The organism is Marinobacter sediminum (genome assembly GCF_016820575.1).
Lineage (GTDB): Bacteria > Pseudomonadota > Gammaproteobacteria > Pseudomonadales > Oleiphilaceae > Marinobacter > Marinobacter sediminum.
The window spans coordinates 527,088-541,943 of record NZ_JAEMQH010000002.1 but is presented as its reverse complement, the minus strand read 5'-3'; the positions used below and the strand labels follow the sequence as shown (position 1 = coordinate 541,943).

Here is a 14,856-nt window from a genome sequence, read left to right as displayed (position 1 = left end):
AAAACTATAGCGACCCGAGGGTGCAAAACACCAACGAAAAAACCCCGGGCTTTCGCACCGGGGTTTTTTCGGAGCTGGGCTAGTGCTTGGAGCGATTACTGCTCAACGAATGCCCGCTCGATCACATAGTGCCCCATCTCGCCACCACGTGCTTCCTTGAAGCCCATCTTGTTCAGGATGGCGCAGGTGTCTTTGAGCATGCTCGGGCTGCCGCAGATCATGAACCGGTCGTGTTCCGGATCGAAATCGGCCAGGTTCAGATCCTTGGTGATCTTGCCACTTTCCATGGCGTCGGTCAGACGGCCCTCGTTGCGGAAGGCTTCCCGAGTGACGGTTGGGTAGTATTCCAGCTTACCCTTGACCATCTCGCCGAAGAACTCGTTCTCAGGCAGCTCCTCAATATCCTTTTGGTAGGCCAGCTCGGATACGTAGCGAACGCCGTGGGTCAGGATCACCTTGTCATAAGCCTCGTAAACCTCCGGGTCCTTGATGATGCTCATGAACGGTGCGAGTCCGGTACCGGTACTGATCATCCAGAGATTCTTGCCCGGCAGCAGGTTGTCCATCACCAAGGTGCCTGTGGGCTTACGGCTCACCAGGATTTCATCGCCCACCTCAATCTTCTGCAGACGTGAGGTCAGCGGGCCGTCCTGAACCTTGATCGAGAAGAACTCGAGCTCTTCTTCGTAGTTGGCACTAGCAATACTGTAGGCACGCATCAGCGGCTTGCCATCGGTTTCCAGACCAATCATCACAAAGTGACCGTTCTTGAAGCGGAACCCCGGGTCGCGGCTGGTCTTGAAGCTGAACAGGGTATCGTTCCAGTGGTGTACGCTGGTCACTGTCTCTTTAATCAGGTTGCTCATTTAAACCTCGTCCTGCTCATTCGCCTGTGTGCGAACTATTCGAAATTGGATTGAAAAAAGTTTACCCCAGGACTAACCTATCGGGAAAATGGGATATCTTCATAACCTTATTCGAGTGAATCGATTTAGAGCGCGCCAACATGAAATACAGCTTCCGACAGCTTGAAGTTTTCCTCGCCGCGGCCAACTTCCAGAACATCACCCGGGCCGCCGAATCCCTGGCCATGTCCCAATCCGCTGCCAGCAGCGCGCTGAAAGAACTCGAAAACCAGTTTGATATCCAGCTCTTCGATCGGGTCGGGAAACGCCTGCAATTGAATGAGCTGGGGCGCTTGTATCGCCCGAAAGTAGAAGCCGTGCTCGCTCAGGCCAAGGAGCTGGAACAGGCCTTCAGTAAACACACGGAAGTGGGCGCTCTTAAAGTCGGTGCCACGCTAACCATCGGCAACTATCTGGCCGTGGGCGTGATGGCCCAATACATGAATACCCCTACCCATCCCCGGGTTTCACTGGAAGTGGCCAACACCAGCACCATTGCCCGCCGGGTCAAGGATTTTGAACTGGATATCGGCCTGATCGAGGGCGAACTGCACGCTTCCGAGCTGGAAGTACTACCCTGGCGGGGCGATGAGCTGGTGGTGTTCTGTTCGCCCGACCATCCCCTGGCCAGCAAAACGTCACTAACCGATGACGACCTGCGCGAAGCCACCTGGATCATGCGCGAACAGGGCTCCGGCACCCGGCAAAGTTTCGAGCGGGGCATGCACGGCCTGCTCACAGACCTCAACGTGTTGCTGGAACTCGAGCACACCGAAGCCATCAAGCGGGCCGTGGAAACCAATCTCGGTATCGGCTGTTTGTCGGAAGTGGTGCTCGAAGACGCCTTCCGTCGCGGCAGCCTGGTACCCCTGAAGGTTCCGGAGCACCGGCAGTTTGACCGGCAGTTCTACTTCATCCTGCACAAGCAAAAGTACCGCAGTGCCGGCATCGATGCTTGGATGGAGCTGTGCCGACAGCTCTAGCTTACTGGACCGGGCCGCTGTGGAAGCGGAATTCGGTGTCCGGCTCGGTGATCAGGCCATGCTCAATGTTGAGAAACGCCTTTACCCGGTCATCCACCGGGCCACCATTGGCCTGCTCCGCCAGTTTCAGATAATCCTGGTAATGCCGGGCTTCAGATTTCAGCAGGCTGTTGTAGAAATCCGCCAGCTTGTCATCCAGATGCGGCGCCAGGGTGGCAAACCGCTCACAGGAGCGAGCTTCAATGATCGCGCCAACAACCAGCACATCCACCAGACGACCGGGATCTTCCGCCCGCACTTCCTGCCGTAACCCCGCGGCATAGCGCGCCGGAGTAAGGTGATCGTAGGTCACGCCGCGCTTTTTCATGATCGCCAGCACCTGCTCGAAATGCCGGAGCTCTTCCCGGGCCAGGCGCGACATCTTATTCAGCAGGTCGGTGTTATCGACGTAGCGATACATCAGGCTCAGCGCGGTGGAGGCGGCTTTTTTTTCACAATGGGCGTGGTCGATCAGCATCAGATCCTGATTGGCCAAGGCATTGTCGATCCATTGCTGCGGCGTGCGGCATGGCAGGAAGTCGTGAATCTCTTGCAGGGCTTCGTTCATGTCAGCGTTCTGAGTCTAAAAATTGGGACGCGTGAGTATAGCGCACCTAACAGACCACTCCGACCACTGTCCATCTTAACTTTATAAGGGGTTTCCTATAGAATGCCGCACCAGTTTAAGGCCTTTCCGCCATAAAACTCCCGCCAGGCTGAAAAGGGCTGGGCGCGGGACATTCCAACTGATGAGGGTCCATATCGTGTTAGAAGCATACCGTGAACACGTTGCTGAACGTGAAGCTCTGGGTATTCCTCCCAAGCCCCTGAACGCCGAGCAAACAGCCGCTCTGGTTGAGCTGCTGAAAAATCCGCCGGCCGGTGAAGAAGAAACTCTCGTTTATCTTCTGGAAAACCGCATCCCGCCGGGCGTAGACGAAGCCGCCTACGTTAAGGCCGCGTTCCTGACCGCCATCGTTAAAGATGAAGCTGCCTCCCCGCTGCTGAGCAAGCAAAAAGCGGTTGAGCTGCTGGGCATGATGCAGGGTGGCTACAACATCGCCACTCTGGTCGACCTGCTGGACGATGCCGAGCTGGCCGAACTGGCGGGCGAAAAGCTCAAGCGCACCCTGCTGATGTTCGATGCCTTCAACGACGTGAAGGAAAAGATGGACGCCGGCAACGCCGTCGCCAAGGCTGTGGTTGAATCCTGGGCCAACGCCGAGTGGTTCACCAACAAGAAGAAGGTTCCGGAAAGCACCAAGATGGTGGTTTTCAAGGTTACCGGCGAAACCAACACCGACGACCTGTCACCGGCCCCCGATGCCTGGTCCCGTCCGGACATCCCGCTGCACGCCCGCGCCGCTTACAAAATGGAGCGTGATGGCCTGAAGCCGGAAGAGCCCGGCGTTACTGGCCCGATGAGCCAGATTGACGAAATCAAATCCAAGGGCCTGCCCGTTGCCTTCGTAGGTGACGTGGTTGGTACCGGTTCCTCACGTAAGTCTGCCACCAACTCCGTACTGTGGTTCTTCGGCGAGGATGTTCCGGGTGTACCGAACAAGCGCGCCGGCGGCGTGTGCATCGGCAACAAGGTTGCTCCGATCTTCTTCAACACCATGGAAGATGCTGGCGCCCTGGTATTTGAAGCACCTGTTGACGACCTGAACATGGGCGACGTCATCGACATCCGTCCGTACGAAGGCAAGATCCTGAACGAAGCGGGCGAAACCATCTCCGAGTTCAGCTTCAAGTCCGACGTGATCCTGGACGAAGTTCAGGCCGGCGGCCGTATCCCGCTGATCATTGGCCGTGGCCTGACCGCCAAAGCCCGCGCAGCACTGGGCCTGGGTGCCACTGACATCTTCCGTCTGCCGAAAGATCCGGAAGCTGGCACCAAAGGCTTTACCCTGGGCCAGAAGATGGTCGGCAAGGCCTGCGGCCTGGAAGAAGGCCAAGGCGTTCGTCCTGGCACTTACTGCGAGCCGCACATGACCACCGTGGGCTCCCAGGACACCACCGGTCCGATGACCCGTGACGAACTGAAAGATCTGGCGTGTCTGGGCTTCCAGGCTGACCTGGTTATGCAGTCGTTCTGCCACACCGCGGCCTACCCGAAGCCGGTCGACGTGGAAATGCAGCACACCATGCCGGACTTCATCCAGACCCGTGGCGGTGTTGCCCTGCGTCCGGGTGACGGCATCATCCACTCCTGGTTGAACCGCATGCTCCTGCCGGACACCGTTGGTACCGGTGGTGACTCCCACACCCGTTTCCCGATGGGCATCTCCTTCCCGGCCGGTTCTGGCCTGGTAGCCTTCGCGGCCGCCACTGGCGTCATGCCGCTGGACATGCCGGAATCAGTACTGGTGCGCTTCAAGGGCGAAATGCAGCCGGGTATCACCCTGCGTGACCTGGTTCATGCCATTCCCCTGTACGGCATCAAGCAAGGCATGCTGACCGTTGAAAAGAAAGGCAAGATCAACGAATTCTCCGGCCGCATCCTGGAAATCGAAGGCCTTGAGCACCTGACCGTTGAACAGGCGTTCGAGCTGTCTGACGCTTCCGCTGAGCGTTCTGCCGCCGGTTGTACCATCAACCTGTCGGAAGAGTCCGTTGCCGAGTACCTGCGCTCCAACATCACCATGCTGCGCTGGATGATTGCTGAAGGTTACGGCGACCCGCGCACCCTGGAGCGTCGCGCCAAGCAGATGGAAGAGTGGATTGCCAATCCGAAGCTGATGCGTGCCGACAAAGACGCCGAGTACTCTCACGTCGTCGAAATCGATCTGGCCGACATCAAGGAGCCGATCGTTTGCTGCCCGAACGATCCGGACGACGCCAAGTTCCTGTCCGAAGTGGCTGGCGACAAGGTCGACGAAGTCTTCATCGGTTCCTGCATGACCAACATCGGTCACTTCCGTGCCGCTGGTAAACTGCTTGAGCAGCACAAAGGCGCCCTGACCACCCGTCTGTGGATGTCTCCGCCGACCAAGATGGACCAGGCGCAGCTGATGGAAGAAGGCTACTTCAACACCTACGGCACCGCCGGTGTTCGCACCGAGATGCCGGGCTGCTCCCTGTGCATGGGCAACCAGGCTCGTGTAGCAGCCAAGTCCACCGTGCTGTCTACCTCCACCCGTAACTTCCCGAACCGCCTCGGTGATGGTGCCAACGTGTACCTGACCTCAGCGGAACTGGCAGCGGTTGGTGCGGTTCTGGGCAAACTCCCCTCCCCGCAGGAGTACATGGAGTACGCCAAGGACCTGAACAGCATGTCGAAAGAGATCTACAAGTATCTCAACTTCGACCAGATGGAGAACTACACCAAGAAGGCTGCTGAAGCGAACATCGCCTAAGCATCACGCCTTTACGGTAAGCTCCACGAAAAACGCCAGCCCTCGGGCTGGCGTTTTTTTATGCCTGAAAGAACTTATCGCTCGAGCAGAATCTTACCGACAGCCTCACCCGACTCGATACGACGATGGGCGTCGCCAATCTGGGTAAACTTGAAACGCTGGGTATCCAGTAGCGGCTTGACCTTGCCCTGCTCCAGCAAATCACACAACGCTTTCAGCAGCCGTGGCTGGTCATCCATGCCAATGCCATGCAGCAGCGAGATGGAGCGGAAGATCACGTGCAGAGTCAGGCTCTTGGCGTGCATCTGGCTCAAGTCATGGGTCGAGCGGGTGTTGATCGAACACAGGCGGCCGTTCACCGCCGTGGCCTCAATGGAGCGGTCCACGTTGCCACCACCCACGGTATCGAACACCAGGCCAAAGCCCTTACCACCGGTCAGGCGCTGCTTGTAGTCCTCTACCGACTCGTCCTTGTAGAAGATAATGTCATCAGCACCCAAAGCGCGGGCTTGCTCGGCTTTCGCTTCGGTAGAGACCGTGGTCGCCACCCGGGCGCCCAGGTACTTGGCAATCTGAATCGCCACATGGCCCACGCCACCGGTACCGGCGTGGATCAGTACGTGCTCTCCCGACTGCATTCCGGCCCGATCTACCAGGGCGCTCCAGGCGGTCAGAAACACCAGCGGCAAGGCCGCACACTCGGCCAGCGGCAGGCTCATCGCAGGCGTGCGCTTGCCCAGCAGACGGACATCGGCAATCATGTAATCGGCCAGTGCACCCTGCCAACCCTTAACACCGCCGGCACAGCCGAACACTTCGTCGCCCTCGGCAAAGCCAGTCACTCCGGGGCCAACCTTGTCGACCACACCGGAGACATCACCATTCAGGATCGCGGGCATCGCCGGCCCGGTTTTCACCAGCCCTGAACGGATCTTGGTTTCCAGCGGATTCACACTGGAGGCCACCACCTTGATGCGAACCTGGCCCTCGGCCGGCTCCGGTGTGTCCACCTCACGCTCGACAAACACCTCAGGGCCGCCGAACTCTTCAATAACCATCGCTTTCATCGTCAAAAACCTCGTTATTCGGTTATCAATAAAAAACCAGTCGAACCAGAATGGCAGCCACCATCACCAGAGTGATTGCCTTCACCCAACGCGCGCCCTGCTTGCTCATATTCACATGAGTGGCAATGAAGGCACCGGTGACATTGCCCAGGGCCAGGGTCAGCCCCACACCCCAGCGGACCTGGTCGTTAATCGCAAAGACCACCAGCGCCGCAAAGGTGAAAGGCAGGACAATGGACACCTTGAGCACGTTCACCTGCCGAAGATCAATCTTGAGCATGTGGTACAGGACCACAATAAACAGCACCCCGACACCCACCTGGATAAACCCGCCATACATCCCGACAAAGAACATTGCCAGATAAATGGCCGGGGTCAGCCGGTCCACGGTCAGTGGGCGGGTATCCAGATTGGGTTGCGGCAACAGCATGAATACCGAGGCACCGATCATAGCCGAGACTAAGACCACCTCGAATACCGCATCGGGCACCCAGGTCGCCACCCAAGCCCCCAGTAACGAACCCAGAACCGCAGGCACGGCCAGGCGCAGGCTCACTATGAGGTTGCCGTGCCCCATGCGGTGGAAGCTGCCCACCGCGGTGATACTCTGCAAGGTGATAGCCACCCGGTTGGTGCCGTTGGCCACCTGGGGTGGCAAGCCAAGGAACATCAACAACGGCAGGGTCAGCATGGAGCCACCGGCCGACAGCACGTTGATGAAGCCGGCGATGCCACCCAGCGCCAACAGCGCCAGGATTTCCAGCAGTGTCATAGCCGGGGTTCCGTCATGCAGTGGCCGGCATGGACATCCGCCGACCCTGGCGACTGCTCCATACGAAGGCGATGATGAAGATCACCAGCCCTGTCACGTCCAACGCAATCTGGCCGTGAGGCCAGAGCATGAGCACGCCAATCGGGAACATCAGCAAGCGCACAAGCGGATTGAGTGGATGTTCCAGATACCCCTCAAGCCCCGCTACGATGGCGTAGATGCCGAACAAGGCAAAACAGAACACCTGCAGCATCTGGTCAAAGTCGCCGGTAATCAGCGGTGAGTAGGCAAACAACAGCGGTACGATGTACAGCCCCTTGGCCAGCTTCCATGCGGTGAAACCGGTGCGCATCTGGGGCGTGCCGGCGATGGCGGCCGCAGCGAACGCCGTCAGGCACACCGGTGGCGTTACGTTGGAATCCTGGGACAACCAGAAGATCACCATGTGGGCAGCCACCAGCGCCATCGACAAGGTTGCGGGCGACAAGGCCTGTTCCAACAACTGCGAACTGAAGGTATCCGGCACCGACGCCAGTAACTGCTGGGCGGTCGCCTGGTCCATCGGCGCGTTCAGCAGGTTCATCTTGTCCGGCGCCACCAGCATGAAGATTGACTTGGCCTGTTCCGGCAGATTCCCGCTCATCACCAAGTCTAACAACTGACTCTGGGCGATCAGGTTATAGATTGCCGGAGCCGACAGTGTGGCCAGTACGATATAGGCCGCCGTCACCGGCAAACCCATCCCCAGGATCAGGGACGCCAGCGCCACCAGAACGATGGTAATCAGCAGGCTGCCGCCGGCCCAGTCGGTAATCATGATTGAGAAGGTATTACCTATGCCGGTGGTCGACACCACCATGACAATCAGCCCCACTGTGATCAGCAGAATCGCCGTGGTGGTGATGTTGCGGGTACCCATCACCAGAGCTTCCAGAATGTCTTTAGGGCCCATTGGGTGTTTCGACAGCCAGGACGCAACGATCACCGACAGAATGGCAATACCGGCCGCGTAGGTGGGCGTAAAACCATAGACCAGCGCTGCCACCAGAACCACCAACGGCAACAGGAAATGCCAGCCGTCTTTGAGCACCTCCTTCAGGGTGGGGGCTTCCTCATCTTCCAGTTTGACGGCATGGCTGCGCTTGGCCTCGATACGAACAAACATCGCCACCGACAGGAAATACAGCAGGGCCGGCAGTGCCGCCACGGAGATGATGGTGAGGTAGGATACCTGGGTGTACGAGGCCATGATGAACGCCCCTGCCCCCATCACCGGCGGCATCAGCTGACCACCGGTGAAAGCCGCGGCCTCAACACCCGCTGCAAAGCGCGCCGGAAAGCCGGCCTTGCGCATCAACGGAATAGTGATCACGCCAGTGGACACGGTGTTGGCAACACTGGAGCCCGAGACAGAACCCATCAGGCCGGAGGAGAACACCGCCACGAAACCCGGGCCACCGACAAAGCGGCCTGCCGCGCACCGGGCCAGCTCGATGATGAAGTCACCGGCGCCGGATTTCACCAGGAAGGCCCCAAACAGGATGAACATGAACACATAGGTCCAGGAGATCCGGGCAATGGAGCCGAGCATGCCCTGACCACCAATGTAGGAACGGAACAGAACGGTTTCCCAGGTCAACCCCGGGAAGTTGAAGATACCGTCCACGTACTGACCCCACCAGGCGACGTAGGACAACGCGAGAATGCACAGCACCGGGATAAACCAACCCACGGTGCGGCGCGCAAATTCCAAAATCAGCAACACTGCGGCAATGGAGAATATCCAGTCGCCGGTGCTGAAATTGACACCCCGATCATAGAGCGCGTTCTCAAACAGCATCAGGTAGATCGCGCAGGCCAGTGCAGCCAGCCCGAGAAACACGTCAACGCCCAACACGGCCCGTTGGCCAGCCACGGAGCGCACCCTCAGCATGGGAGTGGTGAGCGCACAAATCAGCCCGAACAGGCCAAAGTGCAACGCCGACGTCCACAGCTCGGAGAGTGTGGACACAGTATTGAAGTACAGATGAATCAGCGACGTGACGATGGCTAAACCAAAAATCACCGGTCCGAGGAGCCGGTGATCAAGGCGTTCGCTGGCGTCGCTGGCGCTTTCGTCGCGAACCTCGATATGAGGTTCGCTGGTTGGTTGCTCCGCCACGTTTACTCCGCGATCAGTCGCTCAGGAATATCGATGCCCTGCTCCCGATAGAAACGAGCAGCGCCCGGATGCAGCGGCATCGGCAGGCCGGCAATCGCCTTTTCCAGCGCCATGGCCTTGGTGGCCGGGTGGATGTTATTCAGGAACGGCAGGTTGGCGTAGATTGTCTTGGTGATCTGGTACACGTCCTCTTCCGGGACATCGGCACGGGCCGCCATGATATTTGGCTGGGCAATCGTGTTGATGTCCTTGTCCTGATTCGGGTAAGTGCCGGCAGGAATGGTGTACGGGGTCCACAGCTCAAAGTCGCTGTTTACCTGGGCCAGCTGCTCCGCAGTGAAGTCCAGGGTAGTAATGTCTTTGCCCAGATTGGCGTAGGCGCGGGTCACCGCGGAAGCAGGCACACCAGCGGGAATGTTCATGCCGTCGATGTTGCCGTTCTGCATGGCATCAGCACTGGGGCCGTAGCCCAGGTAAGCGATGTCCACCTGCTCCAGATCGACGCCAACCTTACCCAGGATAAAGCGACCTGAGCCTTCGGTACCGGAGTTGCGGGCACCAATGGAGAAGCTCTCATCGTACAGGTTGGTCATGTCAGAAATGGTGCCGGTGTCGACCACGCTGTTGCGCACCACGAAGTGCTCAACGTTCTGCCACAGCATGGAGACGGAGCGAAGGTTCTTGTAAGGCTTGGGGACCGGGCCGGTACCATTCCAGGCGTAGGCGCCGTAAAGACCCTGAAGAATGCCGAACTGGATCTGCCCTTCGTCCATCAGCTTGAGGTTCTCACCGGAGCCGGCAGAACTGATGGCAGAAACCGAGATGTTGGTTTGCGGCTCGAGCTTCACCTTGATCAGCGTGGAGATTGCCACACCGACCGGATAATAGGTCCCACCGGTGGTGGCGGTACCCATCACGTAATTGCCTTCGGCCTGCACGCTGGCTGACAGCGAAACGGCGGCTGCGGCAACCACACCCATAGCGGATTTACACAGAGTGTTCCTGTTCATATGTCTTTATCCTCAGATGCTTATAATTATTACGGGGCGCTTCCTAACAACTTATCACGGTAGCGCTTTGACGAAACGACTGCCAGCAACACAGCGCCGCCTTCGACCTATGTATTAGAGCGTTCCGGGGCAGCGCCCGGCCCGCAAGCAAAAAAAAAGCCCCCGTCACGAATGACGAGGGCTTTTGTGCCTACCAATCTGGCCCCGGCTTTTTAGCCAGAGGCCAGATCCAGCCGTCACGGCAGGTTGTGGTAACGCGCTTTGATGGCCTTATCGAAGCCGGCCAGGATTTCCGCGTGCGGCTTATCACCGAACTTGGAAACCAGAACAATGGCAATGGTCGCCAGGATGAAGCCCGGAATAATCTCGTACAGGTCCAGCAGGCCGCCGGACATGTTGCCCCAGATCACCACGGTGGCACCACCAACAACGATACCGGCAATAGCACCATTGCGAGTCATGTTACGCCAGAACAGCGACAGGATCAGGGCCGGACCAAAGGCCGCACCGAAACCAGCCCAAGCGTAAGAAACCAGCTCCAGCACCTTGCTGTCCGGATTAAGACCAAGAATACAGGCGATGATCGCGATACCAACCACGGCCAGACGACCTACCCATACCAGCTCTTCCTGGGATGCTTCCTTGCGGAACAGCGCCTTGTAGAAGTCTTCCGCCAGGGCTGATGAGGACACCAGCAGCTGGGAATCGGCGGTGCTCATAATCGCTGCCAGGATGGCGGCAAGCAGAACACCGGCAATCACCGGATGGAACAATGCATCAACAAGCAGCATGAAGGCACGCTCACCGTCTTCCAGCGGTGTCTCGAAGTAGCCAATGGCAGCGAAACCACACAGCAGAGCGCCCAGCAGACCAAAAGCACTCCAGGTTACTGCGATACGGCGAGCCGCTGGCACGTCATCCTCACTACGGATGGCCTTGAAGCGCGCAAGAATGTGCGGCTGACCAAAGTAGCCCAGACCCCAGCCCAGCAGGGACAGGATTGAGAGAATACCCAGCGCAGTACCATCGGTACTCGTGAAGGCGTCCAGGAACTCTGGGTTTTTCGCTTCCATCGCTGCGGTGGTTGCACTCCAGCCGCCGTCGGCATTAATGGCCATAATCGGCACCAGCAACAGCGCGGCGAACATCAGCAGACCCTGGATGACGTCAGTCCAGGTTACCGCCAGGAAGCCACCAAAGAAGGTGTACGAAACCACAGCGACGGTGCCGACAATCACAGCAATCGTGTAATCAAGACCGAAGACCGTTTCAAACAGCTTGCCACCTGCAACCAGACCGGAGCTGGTGTAGAACAAGAAGAACATCAGAATGAAGAAGGCACACACCACACGCAGGACGCGGCTCGTGTCACTGAAGCGGTTCTCGAAGTAGGATGGCAGTGTCAGCGAGTCGCCGGCGGACAGGGAATATGTCCGTAAACGGCTGGCAACGAACAGCCAGTTCAGCCAGGTGCCCGCCAACAGGCCAACAGCGATCCAGATGGCCTCATAGCCGGCGGCGTAGGCATAGCCCGGCAACCCCAGCAACAGCCAACCACTCATGTCGGACGCACCGGCACTGATCGCAGAAGGCAGGGGGCCAAGACTCCGGCCGCCCAAGATGTAATCGGACAAATTCGAGGTACGCTTCCAGGCCACATAGCCAATGCCTAGCATTAGCAGAATGTAGGCCAGGAAGGTAATACTTATCCCAACACTGTTTCCTATCATTTCGTTTTCTCCCGGTGCGCTATCTGGGTTAGTTATTATTGGTTTTGGAACGGCTCTCCTTCCGCACCCTGGATACAGGATGGAAAGGACAACCCAAAGAACTCAAAACCGTAACGGAGCGAGACCACGCTCCAAGGTAAGTTACAGACCTGCGTACGTTAGTATTACTACTGATCACAGGCTTGCAAAATCCTACGATCTTTTTGATAAATCGTCCAAAACGCCGAGTTTTTTTAAAACTCAGGTCATTTTTCACCAAAAACGTAACCGATAAGGCATCGTGCGCCGATGAATCCCGGCAACAAAAAAGGGCTCCCGCAGGAGCCCTTTCATTCGTTACTAAGAGAACAATGTACGCACCGCGTTAGCGGGAAATCGCCTGATATTCGCCAGCATCAGCAGTTGCAAGGCTAACCACCATGATAGCTACCCACGCAGCGATGAACCCTGGAATGATCTCATAAACGCCTGGGCCACCCATGAATTCACCGTTCCATCCCAGCGAAATCCAGATCATGACCGTTCCGGCACCGGCGATCATACCTGCGAGGGCGCCAGCACCATTAGTGCGCGGCCACATCAGCGACAGAATAATCAGCGGACCAAAGGCGGCGCCGAAACCTGCCCAGGCGTTACTGACCAGCGCCAGCACCTGAGAGTTGGGATCAGATGCGATGACGGCAGCCACCAGGCCAACCAGCACGACACAAAGCCGACCAACGTTAACGCACTCTCGGTCACTCGCTTCCTTACGCAGGAACAGACGATAGAAATCTTCTGTTAGCGAGGAAGATGACACCAACAGCTGGCTGGAAATGGTGCTCATGACCGCTGCCAACAGTGCCGCATAGAGGAAGCCGGTGATCAGCGGGTGGAACAACAAATCAGACAGGATGATGAAGATCGTTTCCGGATCCTGGATATCCATACCATTACGCACTGCATACGCCCGGCCAAAGATACCAAGAGAGACCGCACCAATCAGCGAAATCGCCATCCAGCTCATACCGATGTTACGTGCCGTCGGGACGTCTTTCAGTGTGCGGATTGCCATAAAACGCACAATGATGTGCGGTTGGCCAAAATAGCCCAGTCCCCAGGTGACCGCTGACAACCAACCAATAATGGTTAAGCCTTCCGTCCAGGACAGCAGATTGGGGTCAACCTCATTCAGAGTCTGTGATGCTTGGGCGAATCCGCCGCCGCCTTCACCAAAGAGCACTACAAGCGGCATGATCACCAGCGCGAGCATCATAATGCAGCCCTGCACAAAGTCGGTCATGCTCACCGCGAGGAAACCGCCCACAACCGTGTACACCAGCACAACACCCAGGGTAATCACGATCCCGACTGCGTAATCACTCAGGCCTCCGAAGTTGAAAATGCCAGCAAAAGCACTTTCAAACAGCTTGCCACCGGCAACAAGTCCCGATGCCGTGTATACCGCGAAGAAAATAACAATAACAATCGCAGACACAGTACGCAGGGAGAGCGCCTGGGTCGGGAACCGATTCGCCAGGAAGGATGGAATCGTGATGGCGTTACCGTAGTGAACAGTCTGCTCACGAAGACGGGGAGCAACCAGAGTCCAGTTAAAGAAAGCACCGACAAGCAGGCCTATGCCGATCCACGCTGACCCCAGGCCAGAAACATACAGAGCTCCCGGTAGCCCAAGCAGCAACCAGCCGCTCATATCCGAAGCGCCGGCAGACAGAGCCGCAACTTTGGGACTGAGCGATCGACCACCCAACATGTAGTCTTCCGATGAAGACGTAGATGTGCGCATCGCATAAACGCCAATGGCGATCATGACCGCAAAGTAAGCAAATAGACTGATCCAAACACCAATAGCCATAACGCTCCTCCAGTTATATGAGTCGGATTTTATCCGCTCGATAAGCACTTGGTCGCTCTGATGGCGAGCCACTATGCCGTTCTTCTTGTTTCCTTGAATGCCTTCTCGACGAGCATCGCCCCAACTACAACGAGTCCGTCAGCTGCGAACTGTACCCACTCAGGCAACGTCTCCACATGCCTGCAATTTAGCCGGCGTGATGCCTTTGTGTTTTCGCAGCGAATTTGTCAGGGCGCTTTGAGACGAAAAACCAGCCCGATAACTGATTTCCGAGACAGAAAGTGATGTTGACGCCAGCAGATTCACAGCCTGATCAAGACGAATCTGGAGCAGAAACTGATGGGGCGTGATGCCAGCCACGTCCCGAAAGACCTCATGAAAACGGCTCACACCCAGACAGGCCTCGTCCGCCAACTCTTTCACTGAAATTTTCCGGTGCAGATTAGCGACGATGTAACGCTCAATGGCGCCCAGGCTGAGACTATGGCGATTGGATGGGTAAACCTTCGGATCCACGATCCGATCCGCCATGCAATACAGGATACTGGCCGCCAGGTGTCCGTGCAGTGTTGCATTGCCCGGGGAACGGTCGAATTCACTCGCCGCGAACTGAACCATCCCTTGCATTCGGCTATCCATATGCACCGTGCGTGGCTTTTCAAATACCCGCACCATCTGCTCGTAATCTGCATGGGCAGAGGTAGAGGTCATAGGGGTTGCAGGATTAAGGTTTATAACCAGCACGTGATTCTGTTGATCACCACGATAATCGTGCCAAGCCCCCGTAGGCACCAGGCAGGCTTTCCATGTGTCTAACTGGGATCCCTTGCCGTCGACACTCACGACAGCCTCGCCTCTCACCCCCACAACAATCTGGTGGTGCTCGTGGCAATGCTGATGAGAGGTGGTCGGAAGCTTCAGTAGTCGAGCATCCAGCATAGACGCAAGCGCACCTTAATAATTGATAATATTAAG

At 57.4% G+C, this 14,856-nt stretch carries 11 protein-coding genes; 2 read left to right on the top strand and 9 right to left on the bottom strand.

The genetic code is table 11. The annotated features are described in order from the left end of the window. Positions 1–95: 95 nt before the first annotated feature. A complete protein-coding gene (locus FGO67_RS09345) occupies positions 96–866 on the bottom strand; it encodes a ferredoxin--NADP reductase (protein ID WP_203300454.1) in 771 nt (256 codons plus the stop codon). 140 nt (positions 867–1,006) lie between these two features. On the opposite strand from FGO67_RS09345, the gene FGO67_RS09340 reads away from it, so the two are divergent. Further along, the gene (locus FGO67_RS09340; protein ID WP_203300453.1) at positions 1,007–1,888 is read left to right on the top strand and encodes a LysR family transcriptional regulator; all 882 of its coding nucleotides are present in this window, start codon (positions 1,007–1,009) and stop codon (positions 1,886–1,888) included. 1 nt (position 1,889) lies between these two features. On the opposite strand, the gene FGO67_RS09335 is transcribed toward FGO67_RS09340, so the two are convergent. Beyond that, positions 1,890–2,495, bottom strand: a complete 606-nt coding sequence (locus tag FGO67_RS09335; RefSeq protein ID WP_203300452.1) for a MiaE family protein — start codon at positions 2,493–2,495, stop codon at positions 1,890–1,892. Positions 2,496–2,691: 196 nt separating this feature from the next. Between FGO67_RS09335 and acnB the strand changes: the two genes are divergently transcribed. After that, entirely contained in the window at positions 2,692–5,286 is a 2,595-nt protein-coding gene (acnB, locus tag FGO67_RS09330) for a bifunctional aconitate hydratase 2/2-methylisocitrate dehydratase (RefSeq protein WP_203300451.1), read from the top strand. A gap of 74 nt (positions 5,287–5,360) precedes the next feature. On the opposite strand, the gene FGO67_RS09325 is transcribed toward acnB, so the two are convergent. From FGO67_RS09325 to FGO67_RS09295, 7 genes are all read right to left on the bottom strand, one after another. Beyond that, the gene (locus tag FGO67_RS09325) at positions 5,361–6,353 is read right to left on the bottom strand and encodes a zinc-dependent alcohol dehydrogenase family protein (RefSeq protein ID WP_203300450.1); all 993 of its coding nucleotides are present in this window, start codon (positions 6,351–6,353) and stop codon (positions 5,361–5,363) included. Positions 6,354–6,378: 25 nt separating this feature from the next. After that, positions 6,379–7,125, bottom strand: a complete 747-nt coding sequence (locus FGO67_RS09320) for a sulfite exporter TauE/SafE family protein (protein ID WP_203300449.1) — start codon at positions 7,123–7,125, stop codon at positions 6,379–6,381. A 13-nt stretch (positions 7,126–7,138) separates the two neighbouring features. Continuing rightward, positions 7,139–9,286 (bottom strand): TRAP transporter permease, encoded by a 2,148-nt coding sequence (locus FGO67_RS09315; protein ID WP_203300448.1) that lies wholly within the window; start codon positions 9,284–9,286, stop codon positions 7,139–7,141. A 2-nt stretch (positions 9,287–9,288) separates the two neighbouring features. Next, positions 9,289–10,296, bottom strand: coding sequence for a TAXI family TRAP transporter solute-binding subunit (locus FGO67_RS09310; RefSeq protein ID WP_203300447.1), 1,008 nt, complete (start codon positions 10,294–10,296; stop codon positions 9,289–9,291). Positions 10,297–10,532: 236 nt separating this feature from the next. Beyond that, positions 10,533–12,026 carry a sodium/proline symporter PutP gene (gene putP, locus FGO67_RS09305; protein WP_203300446.1) on the bottom strand — a complete coding sequence of 498 codons (1,494 nt, stop codon included), beginning with the start codon at positions 12,024–12,026 and terminating at the stop codon, positions 10,533–10,535. A 364-nt stretch (positions 12,027–12,390) separates the two neighbouring features. Further along, positions 12,391–13,881, bottom strand: coding sequence for a sodium/proline symporter PutP (putP, locus tag FGO67_RS09300; RefSeq protein WP_203300445.1), 1,491 nt, complete (start codon positions 13,879–13,881; stop codon positions 12,391–12,393). A 159-nt stretch (positions 13,882–14,040) separates the two neighbouring features. Then, the gene (locus FGO67_RS09295) at positions 14,041–14,820 is read right to left on the bottom strand and encodes an AraC family transcriptional regulator (protein WP_203300444.1); all 780 of its coding nucleotides are present in this window, start codon (positions 14,818–14,820) and stop codon (positions 14,041–14,043) included. Between the last annotated feature and the right edge of the window lie 36 nt (positions 14,821–14,856).